Source organism: Corynebacterium glyciniphilum AJ 3170 (assembly GCF_007673095.1).
Lineage (GTDB): Bacteria > Actinomycetota > Actinomycetes > Mycobacteriales > Mycobacteriaceae > Corynebacterium.
The window spans coordinates 185,818-210,264 of record NZ_VDYZ01000003.1 but is presented as its reverse complement, the minus strand read 5'-3'; the positions used below and the strand labels follow the sequence as shown (position 1 = coordinate 210,264).

Below are 24,447 nucleotides of genomic sequence, written 5' to 3'. Positions count from 1 at the left end.
GCCGGTGTCCTGTAACTGCGGGTACTGTCCCGCTATATGGGCTAAACAGTACCGCTCCCCCGAACGAAAGGCAAGTATCCAGTGCCCAGGCTGACATATTGTGCCGCCAGGCAGATCGAGCACGCCATCCCGACCGCCCGATTCCAGACCTACAGGCAGGCCACGGGAGACGTCGTCGAGGCGGCACGGCTCTACCTGTGGAACATCCAGGCCGCGAGCGCGTTGATGACGAGCTGGTCGAGGTTACGCAGACGAAGCTCTGGAGCGCGAACGGGCTCGCCAAGCTTCTCGACACCATCACGCAGGTGCAGAACAGCTACAACCCCCGGCTGCGCGTTGGCGGCGTCGTTCTCAACCAGCACGAGTCCCGCACGGTCGGAGGCGGCCACTGGGCGAGCGAAATCGAGGCGGCCGCCGAGGCGCGCGGCCTCTCGCTGCTCACCCCGCCTGTTCCAAAGCGGCAGTCAATCTCGGATGCGACTGAGGAAGGGCTCGGGCTCGACGAGGGTGGCCCGGACTGGCGCGAGCTCGCAGCGATCTACGACGGATACCTCAACCAGCTCACCGGAAGGAACTAAGAACATGGCCACGAAGCGAAGCGAACGCCGCACGTCCGCGCTCAGCGGGCAGACGCCCGTCAACACCCAGGCAGTGCCGGCAGCGCAGCCGACACCGACCCCGGCTGCGGAAGCGCCGGCAGCATCGACGCCGAGCGGGGGAGAGGGAGCGAGCAAGCTCACCCGCCCGAAGATGACCTACTACGCGGACAGCGACCAGAGCGGCCGCATCCGCGCCGCGTACTTCGCTGGTCGGGATAAGTACCGCTGGCGGAACATGACCGACATGCAGCTGCACGGCGTCATGGGCCTCGTCGAGGACCTGGAGCGTGAATTCAACGGGGGCAAGCACTTCGAGCTGATGCCCCCCGGCACCGGCCCCGTGGGCCGGCCGCTGGAATGACGAAAGCGAACCGCAATGTTTGAGAACCTGAACAACATCATCCAGTGGGTTGCGATCGTGGCTGCCGTCGCGTCCGTGATCCTTGTCATCTACTCCTTCGCCACGAGAAGCGTTATGGAACCCAAGACGGGAAGCCTCGTCATTGGCATCGTTGGCTTCATCGCTGCGGGCCTGATCTTCGTCCTGTCCGGCGGAGTGGTCACCTTCCAAGCGGCATAGTTCCGTGCACCGTACGTTCAGAGCGGCGGCGGCGGCCGCCGTTCTCACAGCGATACTCGCCGGATGCTCAGCGGGCGTCGACGAGCTGCGCGTGACCATCGACGGGGTGACGGTCACCGCCGAGCAAGCAACCAGCACCGAGGCGCAGCGCCAAGGGCTCAGCGGGCGCGACAGCGTGCCGGAGGGCACCGGCATGTGGTTCCCGCTCGAGCACGCACAGCGCACGGAGGTGTGGATGCAGGACACCCGTGTGCCGCTCGACGTCGTGTGGATCCGCGACGGGCGCGTGACGGGCGTTGTGACGCTCCAGCCGTGTTCGACGGACCCATGCCCCCGTGAGGCGTCCCCGGGTGTCGTAGACGCGATTCTTGAGGCCCCGGCTGGCACATTCAGCCATGTGTCGCCAGAGACAACCGTGCAGGTAGAGAGCGAGTAGGACAGATGGGCGTAGGACGGATTGACACCCCGCAGGCCAGGCAGATTGTGCAGACCGTCGCGGCGCAGCTCATCATCGGCTATGCGCCCCCGCATATGGTGGCGGCCGACGACCGGCGAAGAGCGGCGCAGCTCCGGAGGATCTTCGGAGACGACACCCACCCTGAGCCGAGCATCATCATCGGTGCGAGTGATGACCGGGGGATGATGCTGGGCGGCGCCGTGGTCGAGCCGTTCGTGTCCGACGAGCTGATATCGAAAGAGCCCGACGCCGCGCGGCAGTTCGCAACAACACACCGAATCCTCGCCGCCCTCTTCGTGCTGCCTGAGGCCCGCGGGTCCGGTATCGGCCGAGAGCTGCTTTCAGAGGCCGCGTACTGGGCTCTTCCTCATGGTGGCCGCTACCTCGACGGGTTCGTGGACGACCGGAATAATAGCGCGGACTTCTACCGCAGGTCCGGCGCGACCGTTGTCGGTCACAACACGGGACTCCCCGCACGGCGTCCCACCAACAGCGAGCTGAGCCATTACCCGGGCATTGACGGAACATGGTTTTACGTCGACGCATGGCGAATGCACCAGGGCAAGATCAACTGCGCGCGGTGCCGCGACGTGTTCGAGTTCGTCGACGAGGACGGCGGCTACCTCCTATGCCCCAACTGCGGGACGCCCGAGGCGAAGTAGCCACGCTCGACGTCTGATGTTCCCGTAACGATGTCACAGTGGGAACGAACAAGCGCTACCCGCATCTGCCGGCGCAGAGGGGCGAAGAGCGAGAGCTGCGCGAGGCGCGCAAGCGCGGGCCGCTGCGCACCCTCGATTCCCTCCAGCTTCGATTGCATGCGCAGCCGCTCACCATCGTTCCCGAGCAGATGACGATATGGGGTCACGCCTGGCTCCAGTTCGGGGATACGAACGTCCGGTGCGTCGTCCAGGTGAAACGTTGGACGGCCGACGCCGTGGGCGTCCAGGTGACGATCGACGGCGACAAGCTGCGGTGCTGGGTATGGCAGGGAGCATGTCAGCGAATCTCTGACCCGACCGACGTTTGGTAGCCCCGCTGTAAACGATCGCCGGGTTAGTGGACGGCTCCGAGTTCAATGCAGAGAACGCCACCGACGATGAGGACGATGCCGAGGCCCATCAGCCAGGTGAAGGGCTCTTTGAAGAGGAACTTGCTGAGGATGGCGGTGAGTGCGACGCCGGATGCGGCCCAGATGCCGTAGGCGACGCCGAGCGCCATGCCGCCGGCGAGGGCGAGGCTGAGCATGGTGAATGCGAGGACGTAGCCCACCGCCACGCCGACGTACCAGCGCTTCTTGTCGACGGCCATACGCAGGGAGAGCGTGCCGACGACCTCGAAGATGATTGCGCCGATGAGGAACAGCCAGACCATCACGCGACCTCTGCCTTCTTCTTGTGACCGGCCTGTGCGCCGAGTTCGACGCAGAGCACTCCGGCGATGACGACGACGATGCCGATGCCCATCAAGAGCGTGAGCGGTTCGCCGAAGATGATGAGGGAGAGGAGCGCCGTGAGTGCGACCCCGGAGGCTCCCCAGATGCCGTATGCGACGCCGAGGGCCATGCCGGTGCGCAGCACGAGGCTGAGGAACACGAAGGCGCCGATGTAGCCGGCTGCGACGAGTGCATAGAGGGCGGGTGCGTCGAGCGCCCCCTTGAGGGATAGTGAGCCGGTGACCTCTGCGGCGATCGCGCCGATGAGGAACAGCCAGCCTTTGGCTTTGTTGGTCACTGGGGGTCTCCTTCATTCACGAGTTGCAGGGCGATCGCGCGCAGGACGGATCGTTCGTCGTCGCGGACGGTGGGGATGCCGAGAGCAGCGTTGAACCATGCGCCGTCGGCCAGCAGGCGGGCGGCTCGAAGTGATGCGCGGCTCGCCGGGTCAGTGTCGATGTCGCTGCCGAGCCACGGGGTGAGGCGTTCCGCCCACAGAGCAGACAACCGCTCCCGCAGGTTCACGTCCGCGAGCAGGGCGAGATCGCTGGAGTCGAAGTCGCCATTGAGTGCGTAGTCGACGTACGCGCGCAGCTTGTCGATCGGCTCGGCATCCGTCGAGGCCCGAGTATGCAGATCCGCTTCCCAGCGGTCGATGATGCGGTTCACGACTGCGACAGTGAGAACTTCTTTCGTGCCGAAATGGTGGACCACCCCGGGCTTCGTCAACCCCGCCTCGCGAGCGACTGCATCGAGGGCGAGGGCATCGCCGCGGCGAAGGACTTCAACTGCGTGATCGAGAAGTTCGATTTTGGTTGGCACATTTCAAATATACCTACCATACGTATGGTAAGTCAACTTAGCTGCGGGCTCAGCCGTAAACGATCGTTTTCGGCGGCCTCGTCGACGTCGACGACCAGGTGTGAATGTTGACGCTCTTTGGCGGTGTTCTTGCGTTGTTGTTTGGCGGTGGCTATCCGATGACGAGGACGCTGGCGGCGGCTTCGACGACGTCGTCGGTGATGGTCTCGAGTTCGTTGATCTTGAGCACTCGTGCGATTTGGGGGAAGAGGCGTTCGAGGAGGCGGAAGTTGCCGCGAGTGATGCGTTCGATCGCGGCGATGGCTTGCGCGTCGGTGAAGTCGTCGGGGTCGAGGGTGCGGCCCAGTCGCTTCCAGCGACGTTCGAGGACGAAGAGGAGTTCGTCGCGGCCGAGGTTGCGGTAGCGGTGGGAGAACCCGAGGCGGCTGTAGAGCTGGGGGTAGTGCCGGAATCGTTGGTCGATGCCGGGCATGCCGATCAGGATGATCGCGGTGTGCTCACGGTCGTGCCGGTCTCGGAGGACTTCCAGGGCCGTGGGCGTGAGGCGTTCGGCCTCGTCGATGATGAGCAGCTCGACCCGCTTGCCCATGTTGTAGCGGCCGTGAGTCCCCGTAACTTTGCCGGTGGCGCGCAGGTGCTCATCGATGCAGATGCCCAGCCTGGTCTGCAGGTGGTCGATCTCATGGACGAGCTGCGCCGGCTTGGGGAGGACCGGTGGCGTGTAGAACAGGGTCCGGGATCGGTTCGCGGTGGCGTAATGCTCTGTGTCGGTCTCGCTCCGCGGTCCCCACTCGGTGATGAAGGGTTCCAGGGTGTCCCAGTGGGCGTATCGGCGGCCGGATTGCGTCTTGCCGACGCCGGCATCGCCGTGGCAGATGCCGATCGTGCGTTCCTTGCGGACGGCGTTGGCGAATTCGATGAAGCGGCGGTGTTCTTTCGTGACGATGAAGTCGCGGCTCATGGCTCGTCCTCTTCGTAGGTGCGTAGTCTCACCTGGCGTGGTGTCCGCGGCTCGGTTCGCGGCTCGTCACGGACGGCTGTCTGGGGGATGCGTTCGTTGATCTGTTGACGCAGCCGCCGACGGCGGGCGCGTCGGGCGGTCTCGATGTCGCGCAGGGAGAGTCGCTGGTTGGGGTGTGCTTCGTCGATCGCGATGCAGATGTGCGTGTCGTGGTCGTAGACGCGGATCTCGGACACGTCGCGCGGGTCGTACCTGATTGTCACGCTGCGTCCGACGAACGGCGCGAGTGTGGGTGAGAGGTACCGCTGGCCTTGGAAGTGGATGCCATCGCGTTGGACGACGCGGTTCTTCGGCAGGGTCAGCAGCAGCCCGTCGAGCTGGTCGAGGCTGTCGGGCATCCGCGGCAACCAGCCGTCACCGATCCAGGCCTCCTTCGGGCTGGCGCCGATCTCGCTGTGGGGGCGCTCGTTGTACTCGGTGACGAACCGGCCGATGGCCTGATCGAGGTCCGCGAGGCTGAGCTGCGGCTTCGGGGCTCGTGCCCGAGGGGTGAGGTGGCCGGGGAGGGTCGTGAGAAGTTCGGTGTTCACGGTGCCGAAGAATCGCTCGATCTTCCCGCGACCTTGCGGCCGGCCGACTGTCGAGTAGATCAGCCGGATCTTCAACGCCACCGCCGTGTACTCCAGATGCCTGCTGGTGAAGTCGCTGCCGTGGTCGACGTGGAGCACGTCGGGGAGACCGCACATCGCCCAAGCCGGGTTGGTCTTGCGCCAGATCGCCTGCCGCAATGCGAGCGCCGTGTTGATCGCCGAGGGCGCCCCTGTGAACACGGTGTACCCGCAGATCGCGCGCGAGTAGTCGTCGATCACGACCGTTAGCCAGGGGCGTTCCGGCTTCCCATCGGCGCCGACGATGAGGATGTCGAGTTCGGTGTGATCGGCCTGCCAGATCGCATTCGGTCGCTCGGCTCGGCGGCGGAACACTAGCTCGTGTCGGTCCCGGTACGCGGCTGGGCCGTCCAGCGCGAGGGTCACGAGTGCCGGGTCAAGGCGGTGCAGGATCGACCGGACCGTCGAATAGCTTGGACGGGCGCACCCGATGCGGTCGGCCTCGGCCATGGCGAGCCGGTGCAAGGCCGCCATCCCGGGACGCGGTTTGGTGAGTCCGAGCTGCTCAACGAACGCGACCAGGTCTGGGTCGGTGCGCCGGGTCCCCGCGTCCGCTCGCGCGCTCGGTTTCAGCCCGTCGATCCCCGCCACCGCGTAGTCATGGTTCCAGCGTTGAAGGGTGCGCAGACCGATTCCGGTCTCCCTGACCAGCGTGGCCAGGGGAATGTCATCCTCGACATGGAGACGCAGGATCCGCCACCGGGCCAGCGCGTCCATGGCACATCTAGTCGCCGACCGCTGCCGGGGTGCCGGTGGCGTGCTGATGACGGTAGAGCGTCGCTCTGGACCATCCGACCAGTCGGGCTGCGTCTTCGGCGGTGCGTCCCTTCGCGCGCGCGTCTCGCACGATCGCAAGCTTCTCCTTCACGACGCCCGGATCCACGGGTGGCCGGCCGAAGCGCGTGCCAGCCTGCTTCGCCGCGGCGATGCCGGCGTTGACTCGCTCGGTGATCAGTTCACGCTCGTACTCCGCCAGCGTCGCGAGCATGCCCAGCATCATCCGCCCGGACGAGGTCTCGGGGTCGATGCCATCCGAAATCGATCGAACCTTCACGTCCTTCTCGCGCAGCAGGTTCACCGTGTTCAGCACGTCGATGAGGGAGCGCCCGAGTCGGTCGATGCGCCAGACGACCACCGTGTCGCCGGGCTCCGCGTACTCCAGAAGTCTCTTCATCCCTGGCCGCTGCACCGCGGCACGGCTGCCCGAGGTCACGTCTGAGAAGACGTCCCTCGCCTCAACACCCGTCGCGCCCAGGGCGTCGAGTTGCAGGCGCGCGTCCTGACTGACGGTGCTCACGCGCGTGTACCCGAGAAGCCTCACCCGATCAGCATGCCTCACAAACTCCTGTCGCGCGACCCCGTGAGGCAGAGCGCGATGAGGCAACTTTTCGAGACGTTCTCAGCGCCCGAAATTGTGCGACGACGGCACCCTTTGACGCATCGCTCATCATGTCTCATTTAGCTAAAGGTTTACAAGACATCTACGGCGAACGCACTGAAACAGGGCGCTCCTGCGAGAATCGACCCGAAAACTGTCTCGTATACCTGTCTCACCGTAATGTGTTCCACCTTCTTCCAATCTGGGGTTTGGTGAGGCATGATGGTGGTCATGAGACTGTTGGGCTACACCCGGGTGTCCACCGTCGGTCAGGATCCGACTCTTCAACACGACGCCTTGGTCACCGCCGGGGTTCAGGACCGTGATGTCTTCAGCGATGTCACCTCCGGGGCGAAAAACGCTACTGAGCGTCCGGGGATGAAGAAGCTCCTCGCCTACGCTCAACCCGGTGACACGGTGGTGGTGTGGCGCATCGACCGGCTGGGCCGGTCCCTACTCGATGTACTCAACACGGTGAACCTGTTACGCGAACGAGACGTGAAAATCAAGTCCGTCTCCGACGGCATCGACCCGGAGACCTCCTCGGGCCGGTTGATGCTCGGCATGCTGGGCACCCTGGCTGAGTACGAACGAGAACTGATCACCGAACGCGTCAACGCCGGCATCGCCGCAGCAAAGTCCAACGGCACCCGCTTCGGCCGACCACCTGTGGATCCAGAGGTGGTCGACCGCAAACTCGCCATCGTCGCCGAGGAACGAGCCAAAGGCCGCAGTGCCGAAGACGCCGCGAGCATGGTCGGCTGGTCACGGGCGACACTGTACCGCCATCTGCAGGGCGCCAAACGACGACAGTCAGCACTGCCCGCCTGACACGGACACAATGACCAGCGCGTGAGGTGACGGTGATGGACGAGATGCAACGCTGGGAGATCCTCCGGCTCCACATCGAAGACGACATCACCCTGACCGACCTGGCACAGGCCACCGACATCAGCACCCGAACCCTATCCCGGTGGGTAGCCCGATACCGCGCCGACGGAATCCGCGGGCTACGCAACACCACACGATCCGACGCCGGAGCCCATCGCATATCCGCGGAACTCGTCGCCTACATCGAACACCTTGGTCTCACCAAGCCACGCCCATCGATCGCCGCCCTGCATCGCCTCGTGAGCTGTCGAGCACAACAACTATCGCTGAAACCACCCAGCTACGCCACCGTGCGCAGCATCATCCAAGCCCTTGACCCGGCGATGGTCACCCTCGCATTGGAGGGCCCGACGTCCTACCGAGATCGACACGAACTGGTCTACCGGCACCGGGCTGAACACCCCAACGCCATCTGGCAGGCCGATCACACCCAACTCGACATCCTCATCCAGAACCCGGACGGCACCCCGACTCGCCCCTGGCTCACCATCATCATCGACGACTACTCCCGGGCAGTGTGCGGCTACATGGTCACCACCACCGCACCCTCGGCAATGAACACCGCCCTGGCACTACGCCAGGCGATCTGGCGAAAAACAGACCCCACCTGGGCGATGTGCGGTATTCCCGACGTCCTCTACGTCGATCACGGCTCCGACTTCACCAGTGGCCATATCACGTACACCACGACAGCACTGAAGATCCGGATCATCCACTCGACCATCGCCCGTCCGCAGGGCCGCGGCAAGATCGAGCGGTTCTTCAGCACCGTCAACACCGAACTTCTCACCACCCTGCCCGGCCACCTCGCCCCCGGCGTCCGCAACCCACACCCCGTACTAGACCTGACGAGCCTGGATACCGCCGTCGGCGAGTTCATCAGCAGCTACAACCAGCGCACGCATTCTTCAATCAACACCAGCCCGAAAGCCGCGTGGATCGGGCAGGGGTGGATCCCCAGAATGCCGGAGAACCTTGAAGAACTCGACGGACTCCTGCTGCGGGTCTCCACCCACCGCCGAGTCCAGCGAGACGGCATCCACTTCCAAGGCCAGCGCTACATCAGCCCGACCCTGGCACCTTTTGTCGGCCATGACGTCACCATCCGCTACGACCCGCGGGATCTCTCCGAGATCCGGGTCTACGACCACGACACGTTGCTGTGCGTCGCTGTCGATGAAGACCACCCCAACCAGCGCTACAGCCTGGCCGATATCCAGGCCGCTCGTCGACGCCGACGGCGTCAACTACGTGCCGGGATCAACGAGCGCATCCCCATCCACGAGCCACGCCCATCAGACCTTGCCCCTGTGAACCCCGATGTGAGCGCCGAAGCGCCACGGCCGCGTGGTCGTACGTCTCGCCTGCGGACCTATGAAGAGGACCTGTCACCATGAACCGCGACTTCATCGTCACCAAAGAGCACCGCCGCTTCGTCGAGTTCGCCAACGCGATCCGCAAAGACGCCACCATCGGCATCTGCCACGGTGATGCAGGAGTCGGCAAAACACAGTCCGCCAGACGCTATGCCCACTGGGATGCTCTGGGCTCGTTCATTGACGACTGGGGTCCACGCAGTGAATCTGACCTGGCCATCTACGCGACGGCTCATCGGGCGCGCACCGTGTTCTACACCCCTGAGGTGCAACCGAAGTACCGGACGTTGATCCGTGACATCGAATTTTACCGGGGCAAACTCGACGTCTGCATCATGGAGCATCTGATGGCCACCGGACAGCGGGACAGGCTCCACATGCGCAGATCCAGTGGCGAGAAGCTCACCCAACTGATCATTATTGATGAGGCAGAACGTCTGCCTCCCACCGCCCTGGAGATGCTGCGCGACATCCACGATCGTGACGGTGTGGCGATCATGTTCATCGGCATGCCCGGTATTGACCAGCGCTTCCGGCACTACCCTCAGTTGTTCAGCCGGCTGGGGTTCTCGCATCGCTACCGTGCCCTGGGCGAAGACGAGCTGCTGTTCGTGCTGAACCGGCACTGGAGGCGCCTGGGTAGAGAATTGAACCCGGAGGATTTCACGGATGCGCAGGCCATCGCCGCGATCGAGCGGCTGACCCGCGGCAATTTCCGTGTGGTGGAGCGATTGTTCCCACAGATCAAGCGAGTGTTGAAGATCAACGAGTTGGAGACCATCACCGACGATGTGATTGAAGCTGCCGCCAGCACCCTGGTACTCGGCCACTGACCAGGTCAGTACGACACATAGTGATCAAAAAAGCAGGCCACATAGCGATCACATTCACAACCAAGGATGACCGGGACGTCGCCGGCTGGCTCATCGACCTTCCGAAGTGGGACCGCTGACGCTGACACGCTGACATCAACAACAACCCCCGACACCGTTGGTGCCGGGGGTTTGTCATGTCTCAGTCAGTCACCGAAGTCGATATCTGATGTCTTCGTCTTCGTCTTCGCCGCCTCGCTCTGCTTCTTGAGGAACGCTCGGTCGGCAGCCTTCGCCTTCTGACCCTCCGTCAGACCGCCGCCATTCGGCTTCGGATCAGTACCGAGACCACCACCCTGCGGTCGTGGTGCCGGGGAGCCACCCTGCGGTCGTGGTGCCGGGGAGCCACCCTGCGGTCGTGGTGCCGGAGCGACGCCACGGTAAGCTCCCTCCACCCGTTCACGGAGTCGGTCAGCGGAGTACTCGTTCTCACCGTCAGTGTCGAGATCTTCGACAGCGACGTAGTTGTCGGTACTAGTGGGCGCCCACAGCGGGGTGTCCTCACGGGAGTCGTGCACCGAGACGCGACCACCGCCACCGATATCCATAGCCGCCTCACCGCGCTCACGCAGTTCGGTCTGCAGATGAACGATGGGATCCTTGTACGGCTCATCAAGCATCCTGAGACCCGCACCTTCGATGCTTTCGTCGATCTCCGCACGCAGGTGGTCCGCCAGCATCCGCTGCCGTACGACCTCCTGCATACGCTCCCGCAGTGCGTCAGCTGTGTACGCCGCACCGAGCTGGTTGTCCTTCGCAGCGACCGGCGATGTCTTCGTCGGTTTCGTCTTGGACTTGCTCTTCCGTGACACCGTGACAGGCATCCCGTCGTCATCGACAGCACCGAAAGTGACCGTCTCACCATGTCCATTGTCGGGCAGGATCTTCATCGAGATGTTGCGTTCCGACAGCGTCTCCTTCAGCGTCTCCAGCGACGCAGAGGGCTTGTCTCCGGGGACCTCACGGGCCGCCGCATCGACAACCGCCTCATCGATTTCCTGACGGAAAAACTCGCGCGACGTCTTCCTCGTCGGCTTCTCTTTGACGTCGTCAATCGTCAGTCGTGACGTCTCCGGCGTGGCGTCCGGGTTGGCCTCCAGGAGCTCCGCAGTCGCCTTCTCCGCATCCTTACGGTCCTGCATCACTTCCTGCCAAGTGCGACCCTTGGACTTGTCGTTCTGGTTGCAGACCTCAAGTCCTTCCTCACGCATGAGCCGGTCGTTGATGCGCCTCAAGTGCTTGATGTCCATCCTCGCCTGGTTGCTCAAACCGGTCGACAAATCATGGTTCACGACGAGGATGTGGGCGTGCAGTTTCCCACCCTCACTGTCCGTGTGGACTGCCACCACGACCGGTGCATTGGGTGCCGCTCTCTTCGCCAGCTCGTACGCCATCTCAGCGACCCAACGCTGATGCTCGGGATCGTCGATGTTCATCTCATGCGCGGGAAAAGACAACACAAGTGACTCACCGACGTTCTTCCGCGTCGTGCCCTCGATCAACAACTCGGCGTTCATTCCGATCTCGTAAGGATCGTCTCCGAGATCACTGATGACCACAGGCACGGCTTTCCGCCGCGCCACTTCACTGAGGTCCAGGCGCAGGCAATAGCGGCCCCATCCGATAGCGCCACCCTTACCTACATGACTACCGACAAGAACACTCATGACGCGTCCTCCGACTCTGTCTCAGACGTACGCATGTCGTTGATCATCGCTGTCATCTGAGCCAGCTCTTCACGCAACTGACGGAACTCGGTGATCATGATCTCAAGCTCACCCATACGACGTTTTTCACGTGCTGTGGCACGATCACGGACGTCGTTACCCGTCATTGTCTGACCCAGCACGGGGCTGGAGTCAGTGTAAAGAAGTCGGTCAGCTCGGTGCGAACGCGCACCGTTCAGTGACCTACTGATTTGGTTGACGTTGACGCCAACCCGATTCATCTCCGATGTCAGCCGCGTGAGTACAGCACGCGTCTCCGGGCCAAGCGTTTCACGCCTGACCCGACGGCCGTCAGTGGCCGCGTCATACGCGTCCACCGCCGCCCGAATGGCACCCGACCTGGTGGTTCCAAATCGACCCGCCACACGGGTCAACAGCTCCAACTCGGCATCACTCATGCGCACCTCCACAGACCGACTCCGTCGTTCCGTGTGGCCCCTCTGCGCACTCCCTCGTGCCTGCTTCGCAGTCATCGTCAGCCACCCTTCGTATCGACCCACCGGCTCCGTCCGCCGTCAGGGCCTGGGGGCCCTGTCCCTGTCCTACACCAGTGTATCGCTACGAAGGAAGATAGGCCAGCTGCCTATCTGTCCGGACACGACTTCGTCGGGCCTCCCAGATAGGCCAGTACCCTCACTCCGTTCGGCTGGCCAAGGAGGGCTCCGCCCTCCTATGGAACCACCCACTGACCTGCGCAGACACTCCGTGCCTGCTCCGGTGCCGTCTCGTGACCGAGCCGTCCGAAAAGACACCGATACCCCCTCATCTGACCCTCTGACACGAAATTCCTGAGAGGACTGGGGGTGTAAACCCCCAGTTCAGAGGGTGCCTGAATCCTGGACTGAGAGGACTGGCCAGGTCAGAGGGGGTATCGGTCGTAGCCCGGTCCAGATCACCTCAGATCACCTGAATCAGGCTGAGAGGACTGGGCCCGGGCACGAGAAAACCCCCACCGGAACAAGTCCGATGGGGGTTGACTTCGAGTGTCAGAAACCGGAGTAACCGTTGTTCTCCGTGACACTCTCAGTGACACTGTCGGTCACCATGACGGCGTCCTCGGTGTCAGTCTTCTTCGCCGTCTTGCGACGCCGCTTCGGCTTAAGAACAGACTCCCGTGCGACCGCAAGAGCGGCCTCCCAGGTGTCAGGAAAGTCGGTCTTGATGACGTCGATGGCGGCTGTCTCGATGCGCTTTTCCTGTTCCTCAAGGTCCTGCTTTGCGACCTGGAATTCCGCTTCGATGCGCGTCATTCCGTCATCGATGAGTGCTTCGATGCGGCTCTTCTTGGTGGTCATGTTGTCCTCCTTGGACGTGTTGTTGGTCAGTTGTTAGTCTTCAACGTCCACACCGATACCGGCGTCGGCGAGCTTCCCGCACAGCCAGTCGATGCAGTCGTTGCACGCCTCGGCGTAGGTCGGTCCGCCACTATCAGGCATGTGGTTGTCGTCGACAAGAACGGCCATCATGTCGGGAGTTGCGACGTGATCGCAGATCCCGCACTGGACAGGTTCTGCGCCGTTCTCCGGGTCACCCGACAACGGGTGCATGTCGGTGATCAGGAACGCGGTGTCGGGCAGTCGGTCGATGATAGTGGTCACGACAGGGGGTGTGAACACGTCGTGGTCGTCGTGATCATCAGCACCAAGGCCTGACACCTCGATGCCTGCGTGGGTGAGCTTCATGCACACCCGACCGAGGCAGTAATCACACGCCTCGGCGTAGATCGGTCCGCCACTTTCAGGCATACGATCGCTGTTCACAAGAACGCTCATCCGCGTGTTAGTACCGCATACAGTGCACTCACCCGGCTTGATCCTCAGCGTTGACAGATGCGCGGTGTCGGGCAACCGGTCGATGATGGACGTGGCCATCTCGTCGTACCGATCGGGAGTCCCGTCGGGTACCACATCGCTCGGACTGGTGGGGGCGTTGGCAGGGACAGGGTAAAGCATTGGTGTCCTCCTTAGGACTCGTGGTGTGTGAAAAAGCTTGGCGTTCCGGGCTGTCATCACGGGCCCCGGCATCCCGCGCACAGACACCTCATCAGGCGTCCTCCTTCTCGGTAACAGGTGCCTCAGACGGTGCTGTCTTACTCACCCGGAATGCACGCAGCAGGTCCATGATCTGTCCCGGGGCGATGATGATTGCACCGAGCAACGCAGCAGATGCCATGGCGATCCACATGTTGCTGAAGACCGTCAACGCGACCGACGCACCGGCCCTGAAAGCCATAAACAGGATGGCGTACCCGACTGCGATCAGACCCAGTCGCCACAGCGGTGATTCGGCCAAGGCCATCCGCCAGTCCGCCCGCGCCTGTCGCAGGAGACCGCGCGTTCCAGCGAACGCACCGGACGGCTGGGACGTGTCCCCGCCCTTACGGGCGAAAGCTGCAGGATCGATCAAACCGGCGTCAAGCAGCATCCGTGTGAGCTGGAAAACGAACGCGGTCAGCAGTGTCGCCGCGATCTCCAGCCAGCCCCGCTGTGCAAGGCTGTACGCAACCAGGCCGACTGCCCCGCAGAGCAGGATCGTGCCGACGACATTGAGTACGCGACCGATGCCGGACTCGACGTTTACGGTTACCTGGGGTGTAGTGCTCATCGTTCTTCTCCTTCGAGGTTGTTGGTGCCGAAAGCGGCGTTGTAGTCGTCGTACTCATCGTCATCGTCGTCATCATCGTCATCACCGAACAGCGAGATATCGTCGGCAGTGGTGACCGCGTCATCCGGAGGTTCCGGAGCAGGTGGCTCTTCAACGAAGTCATCCGGGACCTCATTACTGGACTCTTCGGACTCCTCAGCAACGACCTCAGGGTCATCGGGGAAGGGAACGAATCCGGTAACCGGGGGCAGTGGTTTCGTCTCCGGATCAGTGGTTTCGTCCCGTGTCTTCACAGGCACCTCGACAACATCAGCCAGCTCATCCGGGACAGGTACGAAGCCCGTCATCGGTGTGACCACCGCTGTCTCCGTGACCACTGCAGACCAGCCCCAGGCACGTACCAGCCATGCCGTGTACGCCAGTCCCAGACCCGGCTGCAGTGCCCACCAGAGCGCCTTGACCGCGTCACCGTTGGTGGCATGACCAACCAGTGACCACACCATCCAACCGGCCACCAAAGTCACCACAGCAGCCACCGCAGCGATCCAGGTGCGAGGGGTCAGACGCGAGTGCAGCTGCACCCAAATCCCGTAGATGATGTAGCCCAGGATCAATGCCGGCCAGGTGAACACCAGGACCAGACCACCGATGACGAGGACGGCCAGCAGGCGACCGACGGTCGCCTTGGCGCCCTCGACGCCACGGATCAGACGTGCCGTCAGACGAGGTGTGACGACCTCACCGGAGGCCTCAGCAACAGCACCGATGGAGGCCTTGTGGTCGGCCTTTGCGGCCGCGAGAAGCACCTCACCACGTCGCCGGGCACCGAGCGAGGTACCGGCCTGATTGCGTACGTGGATGCCCCTGACCTGCGCGTGGGGATGGCTCATGAGCTTCTTGATGTCCATGTCAGTACGCCGTCTCTCCTGATCGTCGGGCACTGTCCTCTGACCACTCAGTGACGTCACCGGCCAGGCACTTCTTGATCTGGCTGACGTAATGAATCGGCCCGATCTCGTTCATGCAGTCACGCAGAACGCCTCGTACCGCAGTGCGCTCCTGACCTGACAGGGACTCCACCGTCTCCTTGTCCCGCTTGAGTGCGAGATCTCCGGTGTCTTCCGGTTCTGCAGCCTCAGTGCTCTCCGGCTCCTCGGTCTCAGTGGCCTCTGACTCGGTGACCTCCGGTTCCTCCGTCTCGGTCTCAGTGACCTCAGTCTCCGTGTCCGGCTCTGCCGTCACCGTCACCGTGGTCGGTGTCGCGGACTCCTCGGTACCCGAGCCCGCGTTCCACCACCCACGACCTGCCATGACCAGTGCCAGCGCACCGATCACGACCACTGCGAGTGTCGTAATCACCGCCACCGTCTTCAGTGTCTTCATCGTCGCCACCGCCCTTTCCTGTTGATGTCTTGTGGTGTTACACCCGTTACGATACTATAGAGGCATAACACATGCAACACCTTTACAGAAAGTGCAGGTCAGAGATGGAAAACGTACCCGACACACCACAGCGAAGTAGCACCTGTTACAGTGCTAACGACCGACGGGCCGCAGTCGCCGCCCGGACCCAGCAGAAGATCAGAAAGGCCCAGGCCCACACCATGAGCAGCACTAAGCGTCTCGCCATCACCCTCCCCACCGAGCAGGTCACCGAGCTCAAGCATCTGGCCGCTGACCTGGGCTTTCCGGTGAGCATCGTCATCAGGGCACTGCTGGAGGACGCCCTGAGCAGGGTGGAGACCAAGGACGAGGCGACTGCCGCCGCCCTGCAGGATGCCCTGCAGGAGGAGACTGACCGGCGTGCCGCTGTAGGCCGGGAAGCGATGCGGTCCCGGTGGGGGAAGAAGGACGCTGGCAATGACTGACCCACACCTGATCGAAACGCCCTACGCCGGTCTCATCGACGGCAAACAGGCCGTCCCGGGTCCCCATGTCCTGGTCAGCGGCCCCACCGGTACCGGTAAATCACGTCGTGTCCTCGGTCCCGGGATCCTGCTGTGGCAGGGACCGGTCGTGGCAATCAGCTCAAAGCCCGACCTCATCAAGCTGTGTCTGCCCACCAAACGAGCACGTCAGGGGGCTAAAACCTACGTCATCGACCTCAGTGGCGATGTTCCCGACGAACAGCTCCGCGGGGCCACCCGCTGCGTTGTCGACCCCGTCGCCCTGCTCAAGTCTCCGACCGATGCTTTGGAGATGTCGACGATCCTCATCCAGGCGTCGAAGGCCGGCGGTGGTCAGAGCGGTGGTGGTGGTGATGCGTTCTGGGACAACTTGGCCACGCCGCCCCTGGCCGCGATCCTCTACGCCGCAGGTCAGGACGGTATCAAGTGGGCAGTTGAAGCTGTCGGTCTGGTCGATGCCGAGGAAGAGGACGGTGAACCGGTGCCGTCATGGACCACCGCCGTCCAGCGGCTGGTCGACCGGGGTGAGCACATGCTGGCACGGAAGCTTCGCTCGGCCCTTCACCTCGACGAGAAACAACGCAGCTCCGTCTTGATCACCATGGACACGGCCCTCGGGCCCTGGCTTCACGGTGCTGTCCGAGGTCGAGGCGACGAGCTCGTCTTCACCCCTGACCTGCTACGATCCCGCAACTCCAGCCTGTTCATGGTCGCCCCCGCCGACGGCCTCGCCGCAGGTGCCGCTGTCGGCCTGGTCGACACGATCAGCAAGCGCTGGAGGAAAAACCAGACAGAGGCGAAACAGCTCCCGAGAATCCTGTTTGTGGTCGATGAGTTGTGTAACACGTTGCCATGGCAGAAACTCCCGATTGTGGTCACCGAATCCCGAGCCATGGGTATCAACCTCCTGGTCGCCGTGCAGGGAACGAGCCAGTTCAGCAGGCGTTTCGGCCATGACGGGATGACCGAGCTGAGGGATGTGTTCCCCACCGTCCTTTTGCTCGTCGGAGCACCGGAAGAAGAAATGTTGGAACGGGCTGCCAAATGGGCCGGAGAATCCCCGTCCGTTTCCTCCACGGTCGATCACGCAGGCAGGCAGAGCCTCACCACTCAGAAGACAGGGTCGGTATCAGCGACATCACTGAGGCCCCGGTCGGTCGATGAAGGCAGGCTGCTGCGTGGGAAGCGTCCTGGTGACACCGGACCCGGGGTCAGGCCCGAGGGCGTCAAGGTCGACCTGGTCGACATCAGCCAGATGAAGCTGCTGACATGATAGGGACACGTAGAAGACACGTAGGTGACAGATGATCTGTCTCCTACGTGTCTTTTTTCTGTCTCTGAGCAGACAGATAACGATCTGTCCCGTAACTGTCTCTGAGGAGACAGATGATCTGTCAGTTAAGTGGCTCTGAGGAGACAGATAGCGATCTGTCTTCTACCTGTCCCGATTGTGTCTCGTAACTGTCTCTGAGGAGACAGAACCGCCGGACACAGAAAAACCGGCACACAAGGTGCCGGTATCTGTCTTCTATCTGTCTCGTAACTGTCTCTATTGTGTCACCGGGAGAGGCCAGCCTCCTGCTGACGTTCACGCTGGGCAGCCAAACGCTGTCGAACCTGCATCTGCGCCTTCTGACCAGCGGTCATCGGCTTCGACTCGGTCGCCTTCTGCGGTGTGGCCTGCTGTGATGCCTGAGAACGCTGCTGCTGCTGGCGCTGACGTTCCTGAGCCTGCTTCGACTGACCGGTACCACGGTCACCCGTGCCAGAGTCATCGTGGCCACGGGCTGCCAGCTCAGCACGCTGACGACGATGCCGGTCACGGGCCTGGCGCTGCTGTCGCTGGGCTTCAGCAAGCTCGGGACCACCGGCATCCTGACCGAGGCGGCGCTTCACCTCATCCATTCCACCGGCAGACAATGCCTGCCGCATCTTGTCGACCCTGTCATGGTCGAGGTGTTCCTGCTCGTTGTCGATCGGTGATGTAGCCATCAGAAGAGTCCTCGCTTACGTGGTGTAATGCCTCGGAAGGCCGGATCGGTGAGACGGCGCACACCCCAGACGGTGACGCCGGAGCGCTGGAACTGCGTCAAGGTCGGGCCCTCGCACGCATCGCACGTAGGAGTGTCGTCAGTGTAAGTGTCGATGATCGCCGTTGAAACAGCTCCACAGATCCAGCACCTGTCTTTGTCGTAGGGCATCTGGTCCCTCCAATCGCTAAAAGTTCGAACGTTTGTACACCTCTATTATATATCATCGGAGCTGGTAGCGCAAGGTTTCGCTACTAGAAACCAGCTTCGAACAACCGTGTTCTATACAACGTATACAACGTATACAACGATGTATACGTTGTATACGCCCGGTTGTATAGACCCGTGTCCACTGGCATCGGAGCAAGCCCCAGCGGCTGCGCCGCATGGGCAACGGGTGAAGGGTGATGTGTGCCGGTCACCGTCCGGCTGACGCCGGTCGGCTCCCACGGCAGGGTGGGGCGGCTGCCGCCGCACGGGCTGACGCCCGCCAGATACGGGGGTCAAAGAGAAAAGGTGATGGAGGGTGCAACAGGGGAGTTGTGACGCTGTAACACTGTGGCCATGGCGTTATTGCAGCTCAAGCTACGTTTTCTGCTGTAACGAGACCTCTAGATACAGTGCTGGCCACAGTACTGGCCACAGTGGGCCACAGTGGCCGGCACTGTGGCCATGGCATTATTGCTGGTCAGAACAGGTTTTTGGACGTTATTGCCCACATGGCCACAGTGATTGCACTTTTATCTCTAGGGACAAGATGAAAAGGGGGTAGGGAGGTTACCCTCAACAGGGGGGTAACACTACCCCATAACGGGGGTAGCAACTTCCTCGATATAGTTTCACTTTACTGTGGCCATGTGGGCAAAAGAGTAACTTTTCGCACTGTGACCTGCGGAAACGTGATGGCCACAGTGCTGGCCACTGTGGGCAGCACTGTGGCCATGTGGCCAGCACTGTGGGTCGAGCCCCCCCCTCTATTCCCTGCGACCCCTTGCACTAACGATCGCGATGGTCTGCATCACTGGGCTGCGAAGCACTCGAGAGTCCCTTCCAGACGAACCCCCTGAACCGCGCCTGCTTCACTGCCTCGGGGACTTTTGCCCTGCCGTTATCGCTGTGGGCCTCTGGACTACCCCAGTCAAACATGAGGCCGTACTGCAAAGTCAGCGGCTCACGTTCGCACAGGGAGGTACCACTAAACCGTCCAGTAACCCACCCGTCCGCTGCGGCGACGGGTTCCAGCTGGTCAAGGAACTTCCGCATCGACAGCGCCGAGCCAGACGGATTTACAGAGACCGTCCACTTCTTGTACAGGTCGTACAGCCACTGGCTGGGGAGGTGGAACCACCTGAACTGTTCGGAGAACTCCTCCCAGAACGCGAGGGCTGCGTTACTGTCCAGCTGCTGCTCATGGCTCAGCTCCACCGATGCCTCCGGGACAGTGAAGCGCCCGAACTCAGGCAGGTCGACCAGTGCAAACCGGACCAGGAACTCCAGCACCTCCGTACGACTAATGAAATCCTCCGCGATCTCGGGAATCTCAGGAATCTTATCGTTACCAGCGCCGAAATTCTTCACGAACGGAACGATGAGCCAGCGACGCTCAGTCGGGCCGCCGACGGCCTTGACCTTGGGCAGCGTATTCATACACTGCACGATCAGGCCACGCCACCGCAGCGTGGTGGTGCTCCTGTTCTTGGGGTTGACCAGCACTTCGTTCTGCGTCACCAGGGCGTTCAGCGTCGCCATCTTGTCGAGGTACGTGGCATCACTCTCGTCCGACGCAATCAGCTGAGGAACACGTCCTCCGACCGGCAGCAACTGCTCCAGATCGTGGGTACCACCGAGATTCTCCAGGGGAATGGTGACAGCATTCTCCTGACCCACAATGCCGCGCAAGAGACTGAGAAACGTTCCCTTTCCGTTGTTGCCTGTGGGTGAATACAAGACCAGCATTTTCGCCCACTTATGCGTCGGTCGCAGGACCGCATGGATGACCTGGCACAGCAGCTCGAAGATGTCCCTCTGATCATCGGCCAGGTCACGCAGCCAGTGCATGACCTCCCAGGTGCCGGCCTCAGGCCCGATACCCTCAACCTCTTCACGACCCTGTCCCAGATCAATGACCGGGGACACGGCGTTGGCGTTCCAGTTCACACTGGACTTGGACATGACCACGATGTCCCGGCTGAACGGCGTGAACACCTTCTCCTGGTAGTCGAAGATGCCGTTGTTCAGGGCAATCATCCGACCACCCACCTCACTGGCGACCTTCGGTGTCGTCCGTGCGATGCCCTCGAGGTAGCCGTCTGTCTCGTTACGTGTCAGGGGGTGACCGGTCATGCCGATCACCCATCCCTGCAGGTGAGTGGCTGTCACGACGTGGCACCCGTAGCTGGCCGACATCGGATCAGGATCGTAGTGGGCTACGACCACACCATCCGCGTAAACCGGCTGGTAGATGGCGATAAACGAGGCTACGGCGACCTCCGTGGGGATGGTCTTCGGTGCCACCATCTTCGGCGGTGCAACGAAGTCGGCGTCACTGCCTGCAGCCTTGACCGCAGCATTGAACCGCGAAGCGATGTCCGTGAGAATGCGAGGCACCTCACGCCTGACCGCCGTCACGTCCATCAACCGCGCGTCGGAGAACCCGGTCGCACGCATACGGGCAACCCAGCTGGTCATGGCAGTCGCACCCAGCGTCTGGATCGGCTCCCACCTGTGAACATCGATGTCCACCAGGTCACGGACGTCCACGGTGGGGAAGTGACCCTCGACCACACGCTCCACGGCGGCCTGTGCCTGCTCCTCAGCGGCTTCAGCTTCTTCAAGCTGCTGCACCTCGTAGACAGCGTCGACGTCGTCCGGCGGATCGATCTGCGGCTCATCAGGGAAACCGGCCAGGTCATCGCTGTAGAACTCGTCGGGGAGGTCTTCCTCGTACACCACGCCATCACTGAAATCGATATTGATATCGACATCGGGGCTTGACACCGTGTCAGACAAGCCTGTAACCTGGACATTGTCCTCATCAGTGGTGGTGTTGGAATTGGCCTCGAGGTTGCCCGCCTCGGGGTTTTTTGCTGTGCTCATCTCAGGCCACCCCCTGCAGGATGCCAGTCAGACGTGACCGCTGTACATCGGACAGGGCCGGGGCTGCAGCCACGACCTGCGCGATAGCCTCGTCGATCGATCGCCCCGCCAGCCACAGGGCCAGGTCGTCCGAGTCAACCCGGTAGTGTCCACGACGGTCGCGTGTCGAGGGAAGGTCGCCGTCCCGGAGGTGGCGGCGGATGGTCACGGGGGACATGCCGGCGGTATCGGCCGCCTGCCGCAGTGTCAGTGATGCGGACATCAGAAACTGCTCCTCACCAGGCATAAGCCTGAATAAGGAGTAGCGGCACAATGTCGGTCATCCGGATCTCGTCACCCGGGTTGCCGGTCCGGGGCCGGTGCGCGGTGACCTCATCACCGGGGACGTCCACGCGCGTCGTGATCCCGGGTCGGTGCTCAGTGCCCGTAATCCAGGTAGCTGACCTCACTCCTGGTGGTCACCGTCGGCCGTTGTCCCCTCACGGTGCCGGTGACTACGGCCGTGAGCGAGGTCCCCGGGTACCGCCATTGGATCGAGCACCTCGTCGTGGAGCCCGGGTCCCGGCGAGGCTGTCCTGCTGCAGAAAACCCTTGGTCGGAGCAGGACGTCCGGCCGAGGGGGCTACTCATCACGGTGATCGTGATAGTACTCACGATATCACCCTCCCGAGAGAGGTGCAAGGGAGAGTTCACTGTTCAGTGAGGTTACGGAGCTACGTAACTCGGTGGAGTTCAAGTTCAACGTCTGAGCGCTCTGCGATGCTTACGGTTCTGCAGGCGATAGCCGACCAGTCCTGCGGGAGCGGGCAGGGACGTGTCCCTGTCGGCATCAAGCAAAACCACGTTATGTATCATTTCTGAACAGGCAATACGGGGAGAAGTTCATCAGATTCACCGGTGCCTGGTGCGCTCCGGGTACACGCCGGTTCTCGCGTTGAGGCGGTGAACTGTGGTTGAATCCCAGATATTAATCGGATGAATCTTCTGCCGACCTCGTGTATGACGGCAGGACGGAGCGACCCGCGCGTCATGCGCATTGCGTCGGAAAGGTGAGATGTCCCAGTGTCTGGACCCGTCAAAATCTCGGCCAAACGGGTCGGTTCCATTGTAGGGCACCTGGCTGTATACCTGCTGATCTGGCTGGCCCTCACATTGTTCATCGTCGGTATCGGGATCCACATGTTCTGGGGCTCGATCACGGTTGACCAGATGATGATGAACCTGGTCTCCATGCAGGCTGACGGTGGCGGCGGTGATCTCGTCTGGCTGGGTATCCTCGCCTTCGGTGTCCTGCCGGTAGTGCTGACCCTCGGCATCGCTTTCTGGCACCACCGGCGCGTTCGTAAGCACCGTGCCAACCAGGCCAACCAGGACGAGGAACGACCGGTCGGTCGGACATGGGTGAAGCGTACGGTCTCCATCGTGTTGGTTGCCGCTGTGGTCGTCAGCGGCACGGCGATGTTCGGGACGTCGGTCCATGTCGGTGCCTACATCAAGGCAGCGAATTCCGACTACACCATCGACCAGTACTACAGGGAACCCGAGGTCGACTCGGCCGAGAACGCGCGCAACGTCGTGATGATCTACCTCGAGTCGGGTGAGGAGACGCTGTCTGACACCACGCTGTTCGAGAAAGATCCGTTCGTGCCGCTCAAGGACGTCACCCGGGAGGAGGACGGCTGGAACAGCGTCGACAACTTCCAGCAGTACGAAGGCGGCGGCTGGACCATGTCGGGCATCACCGGAACACAGTGCGGTGTGCCGCTGAAGGGCAATGGCCTGATCACGGGGCAATCCGGGCTCAACTCGCTCGGTGGTGACGTCGGAAACTACCTCGGTGGCCTGACCTGTGTCGGCGACATCCTCAAGGACAAGGGGTACCGGAACGTCTTCATGGGTGGCGCGAACGGTTCGTTCGCCGCGAAAGACCAGTTCCTCACCACCCACGGTTACGACGAGCAGTACGACCTGGATGACTGGCGGGCGAAAGGTGAGCCGAGCGACCAGTTCCGTGACGACTGGGGCCTGAGTGACAAGCGGCTCATGGCGAATGCGAAGGAACACGTCGACGCCCTGCACGAGGAGTCGACGAAGACAGGCACGCCGTTCAACCTCTCGATGCTGACGGTGGACACCCACGAACCGGTGCATATCTACGACTACTGCGATGTGGACACCGAAAGTGAAGTCACCTCCATGTTCGCGTGCTCCATGACCCAGGTCGCGGACTTCGTGAGCTATATGGAGAAGCAGGGGTACCTGGAGGACACCGCCGTCGTGCTCATGGGTGACCACCTCAAGCACATGGGGTCCAGCAACGCCTTCGCTGAAGAACTCGGTGACCACCCGAACCGCACCATCTTCAACCGCGTCTGGGTTCCCGGCGACGAGAAGAGGACCTCGACGATGCGTGGGGGTGTCGATCAACTGAGCATGATGCCGACGATCCTGGAAGCCGCCGGCATCGAGATGGAGGACCGGCAGGCAGGGCTCGGTGTGTCAGCATTCTCGAACAAGATCCCCACCGACTCTGCGCAGGACCTGGACCCGGACATCTACAAGCAGTTGCTCGAATCGCGTTCGCAGGACTTCTACAGTGCCGCCTGGGCGGGCGAGGAGCTGCAGTAGTGGAGCGCGGCGGTGATGCTTCGCAGGAGCCAACCACCGCCGAGGCGCTGATGAGGTCGCGGTTCGACGCCTTTCGACGGGCGGATGAGGACTGGCTGCTGCAGACTTGGCATCCGACGACGAGACCAGCCCAGGTGGACCTGTCGGACAACCCTGTCTGGCGCGGGGTGCAGATCATCGACACGGTCGCCGGGGGAGTGGACGACGACACCGGTGTCGTGGAGTTCCGGGCCACCTATATCGCCGACACCGGCGGTATCGGGGTGATGCAGGAACGCTCCCGGTTCGTCCGCGAGCACGGACAGTGGTTCTACCTTGATGGCGAGGTGGAGTGAGAATACCGGGCACACAGCAGGTCGCCGACCGTCAGGGCGGCGCGCGTGCCGTGGAAGAAAGTCCCGCTCACCTGGTTTCCT

The 24,447-nt window shown here is 62.4% G+C and carries 30 protein-coding genes; 13 read left to right on the top strand and 17 right to left on the bottom strand.

All coding sequences use genetic code 11. The features are described 5' to 3' along the window. The first annotated feature begins 197 nt into the window (after positions 1-197). From FS507_RS04550 to FS507_RS04525, 6 genes are read left to right on the top strand one after another with little or no spacing between them, the layout of a single operon-like run. A complete protein-coding gene (locus FS507_RS04550) occupies positions 198-578 on the top strand; it encodes a ParA family protein (RefSeq protein WP_099299344.1) in 381 nt (126 codons plus the stop codon). A 4-nt stretch (positions 579-582) separates the two neighbouring features. Next, positions 583-960 (top strand): hypothetical protein, encoded by a 378-nt coding sequence (locus tag FS507_RS04545; protein ID WP_070434721.1) that lies wholly within the window; start codon positions 583-585, stop codon positions 958-960. A 15-nt stretch (positions 961-975) separates the two neighbouring features. Further along, a complete protein-coding gene (locus FS507_RS04540) occupies positions 976-1,179 on the top strand; it encodes a hypothetical protein (protein WP_070434720.1) in 204 nt (67 codons plus the stop codon). Between the two features lie 4 nt (positions 1,180-1,183). After that, entirely contained in the window at positions 1,184-1,615 is a 432-nt protein-coding gene (locus tag FS507_RS04535; protein ID WP_070434719.1) for a DUF192 domain-containing protein, read from the top strand. A gap of 5 nt (positions 1,616-1,620) precedes the next feature. Further along, positions 1,621-2,298, top strand: coding sequence for a GNAT family N-acetyltransferase (locus tag FS507_RS04530; protein WP_070434718.1), 678 nt, complete (start codon positions 1,621-1,623; stop codon positions 2,296-2,298). Positions 2,299-2,336: 38 nt separating this feature from the next. After that, positions 2,337-2,669 carry a hypothetical protein gene (locus FS507_RS04525; protein ID WP_046746590.1) on the top strand — a complete coding sequence of 111 codons (333 nt, stop codon included), beginning with the start codon at positions 2,337-2,339 and terminating at the stop codon, positions 2,667-2,669. Between the two features lie 23 nt (positions 2,670-2,692). On the opposite strand, the gene FS507_RS04520 is transcribed toward FS507_RS04525, so the two are convergent. From FS507_RS04520 to FS507_RS04495, 6 genes are all read right to left on the bottom strand, one after another. Beyond that, the gene (locus tag FS507_RS04520; RefSeq protein ID WP_046746591.1) at positions 2,693-3,010 is read right to left on the bottom strand and encodes a DMT family transporter; all 318 of its coding nucleotides are present in this window, start codon (positions 3,008-3,010) and stop codon (positions 2,693-2,695) included. Then, on the bottom strand, positions 3,010-3,369 hold the full coding sequence (locus tag FS507_RS04515) for a DMT family transporter (protein ID WP_046746592.1): 360 nt from the start codon (positions 3,367-3,369) through the stop codon (positions 3,010-3,012). The genes FS507_RS04520 and FS507_RS04515 overlap by 1 nt, the downstream gene beginning before the upstream one ends. Continuing rightward, entirely contained in the window at positions 3,366-3,893 is a 528-nt protein-coding gene (locus tag FS507_RS04510) for a TetR/AcrR family transcriptional regulator (protein WP_070434717.1), read from the bottom strand. The genes FS507_RS04515 and FS507_RS04510 overlap by 4 nt, the downstream gene beginning before the upstream one ends. Before the next feature lie 151 nt (positions 3,894-4,044). After that, positions 4,045-4,854 (bottom strand): AAA family ATPase, encoded by an 810-nt coding sequence (locus FS507_RS04505; protein WP_070434716.1) that lies wholly within the window; start codon positions 4,852-4,854, stop codon positions 4,045-4,047. Then, positions 4,851-6,239, bottom strand: coding sequence for a Mu transposase C-terminal domain-containing protein (locus FS507_RS04500; protein WP_070434715.1), 1,389 nt, complete (start codon positions 6,237-6,239; stop codon positions 4,851-4,853). The genes FS507_RS04505 and FS507_RS04500 overlap by 4 nt, the downstream gene beginning before the upstream one ends. Positions 6,240-6,246: 7 nt before the next feature. Continuing rightward, positions 6,247-6,843, bottom strand: a complete 597-nt coding sequence (locus FS507_RS04495) for a recombinase family protein (RefSeq protein WP_070434801.1) — start codon at positions 6,841-6,843, stop codon at positions 6,247-6,249. Positions 6,844-7,119: 276 nt separating this feature from the next. Here FS507_RS04495 and FS507_RS04490 point away from each other — a divergent pair, with 276 nt between their 5' ends. Genes FS507_RS04490 through FS507_RS04480 form a run of 3 tightly spaced genes read left to right on the top strand, consistent with a single transcriptional unit; the run spans position 7,120 to position 10,000 of the window. After that, entirely contained in the window at positions 7,120-7,731 is a 612-nt protein-coding gene (locus FS507_RS04490; RefSeq protein WP_228073766.1) for a recombinase family protein, read from the top strand. 35 nt (positions 7,732-7,766) lie between these two features. After that, positions 7,767-9,188, top strand: a complete 1,422-nt coding sequence (locus FS507_RS04485; protein WP_070434714.1) for a Mu transposase C-terminal domain-containing protein — start codon at positions 7,767-7,769, stop codon at positions 9,186-9,188. Continuing rightward, the gene (locus FS507_RS04480) at positions 9,185-10,000 is read left to right on the top strand and encodes an AAA family ATPase (protein WP_145941608.1); all 816 of its coding nucleotides are present in this window, start codon (positions 9,185-9,187) and stop codon (positions 9,998-10,000) included. Before FS507_RS04485 ends, FS507_RS04480 begins: the two co-directional genes overlap by 4 nt. A 185-nt stretch (positions 10,001-10,185) precedes the next feature. On the opposite strand, the gene FS507_RS04475 is transcribed toward FS507_RS04480, so the two are convergent. The 7 genes from FS507_RS04475 to FS507_RS04445 form a co-directional block, all read right to left on the bottom strand. After that, complete coding sequence (locus FS507_RS04475; RefSeq protein ID WP_145941607.1) at positions 10,186-11,706, bottom strand: relaxase/mobilization nuclease domain-containing protein; 1,521 nt, start codon at positions 11,704-11,706, stop codon at positions 10,186-10,188. Further along, a complete protein-coding gene (locus tag FS507_RS18055; RefSeq protein ID WP_222121388.1) occupies positions 11,703-11,888 on the bottom strand; it encodes a hypothetical protein in 186 nt (61 codons plus the stop codon). The genes FS507_RS04475 and FS507_RS18055 overlap by 4 nt, the downstream gene beginning before the upstream one ends. An 864-nt stretch (positions 11,889-12,752) precedes the next feature. Continuing rightward, positions 12,753-13,061: a hypothetical protein gene (locus FS507_RS04465; RefSeq protein WP_145941605.1), complete on the bottom strand. Its 309-nt coding sequence runs from the start codon at positions 13,059-13,061 to the stop codon at positions 12,753-12,755. Positions 13,062-13,094: 33 nt separating this feature from the next. Next, a complete protein-coding gene (locus FS507_RS04460) occupies positions 13,095-13,538 on the bottom strand; it encodes a hypothetical protein (protein WP_145941604.1) in 444 nt (147 codons plus the stop codon). A gap of 271 nt (positions 13,539-13,809) precedes the next feature. Then, entirely contained in the window at positions 13,810-14,370 is a 561-nt protein-coding gene (locus FS507_RS04455; protein ID WP_145941603.1) for a hypothetical protein, read from the bottom strand. Continuing rightward, the gene (locus FS507_RS04450; protein WP_145941602.1) at positions 14,367-15,278 is read right to left on the bottom strand and encodes a hypothetical protein; all 912 of its coding nucleotides are present in this window, start codon (positions 15,276-15,278) and stop codon (positions 14,367-14,369) included. The genes FS507_RS04455 and FS507_RS04450 overlap by 4 nt, the downstream gene beginning before the upstream one ends. A 1-nt stretch (position 15,279) precedes the next feature. After that, entirely contained in the window at positions 15,280-15,762 is a 483-nt protein-coding gene (locus FS507_RS04445) for a hypothetical protein (protein WP_145941601.1), read from the bottom strand. A gap of 212 nt (positions 15,763-15,974) precedes the next feature. On the opposite strand from FS507_RS04445, the gene FS507_RS04440 reads away from it, so the two are divergent. Together FS507_RS04440 and FS507_RS04435 are read left to right on the top strand one after the other, a co-directional pair. Continuing rightward, entirely contained in the window at positions 15,975-16,238 is a 264-nt protein-coding gene (locus FS507_RS04440; RefSeq protein WP_145941600.1) for a hypothetical protein, read from the top strand. Continuing rightward, positions 16,231-17,550, top strand: a complete 1,320-nt coding sequence (locus tag FS507_RS04435; RefSeq protein WP_145941599.1) for a type IV secretory system conjugative DNA transfer family protein — start codon at positions 16,231-16,233, stop codon at positions 17,548-17,550. Before FS507_RS04440 ends, FS507_RS04435 begins: the two co-directional genes overlap by 8 nt. A gap of 284 nt (positions 17,551-17,834) precedes the next feature. Here FS507_RS04435 and FS507_RS04430 read toward each other — a convergent pair whose 3' ends face one another. From FS507_RS04430 to FS507_RS04415, 4 genes are all read right to left on the bottom strand, one after another. Then, positions 17,835-18,269 (bottom strand): hypothetical protein, encoded by a 435-nt coding sequence (locus FS507_RS04430; RefSeq protein WP_145941598.1) that lies wholly within the window; start codon positions 18,267-18,269, stop codon positions 17,835-17,837. Between the two features lie 1,034 nt (positions 18,270-19,303). Beyond that, complete coding sequence (locus FS507_RS04425; RefSeq protein ID WP_145941597.1) at positions 19,304-21,403, bottom strand: phage/plasmid primase, P4 family; 2,100 nt, start codon at positions 21,401-21,403, stop codon at positions 19,304-19,306. A 1-nt stretch (position 21,404) separates the two neighbouring features. After that, positions 21,405-21,665 (bottom strand): helix-turn-helix domain-containing protein, encoded by a 261-nt coding sequence (locus tag FS507_RS04420; RefSeq protein ID WP_186314548.1) that lies wholly within the window; start codon positions 21,663-21,665, stop codon positions 21,405-21,407. Between the two features lie 155 nt (positions 21,666-21,820). Beyond that, positions 21,821-22,057, bottom strand: a complete 237-nt coding sequence (locus tag FS507_RS04415; RefSeq protein ID WP_145941595.1) for a hypothetical protein — start codon at positions 22,055-22,057, stop codon at positions 21,821-21,823. Between the two features lie 408 nt (positions 22,058-22,465). On the opposite strand from FS507_RS04415, the gene FS507_RS04410 reads away from it, so the two are divergent. Then, positions 22,466-24,031, top strand: coding sequence for a sulfatase-like hydrolase/transferase (locus FS507_RS04410; protein ID WP_145941594.1), 1,566 nt, complete (start codon positions 22,466-22,468; stop codon positions 24,029-24,031). After that, positions 24,031-24,366: a YchJ family protein gene (locus FS507_RS04405; RefSeq protein ID WP_260853160.1), complete on the top strand. Its 336-nt coding sequence runs from the start codon at positions 24,031-24,033 to the stop codon at positions 24,364-24,366. Before FS507_RS04410 ends, FS507_RS04405 begins: the two co-directional genes overlap by 1 nt. Positions 24,367-24,447: the final 81 nt, after the last annotated feature.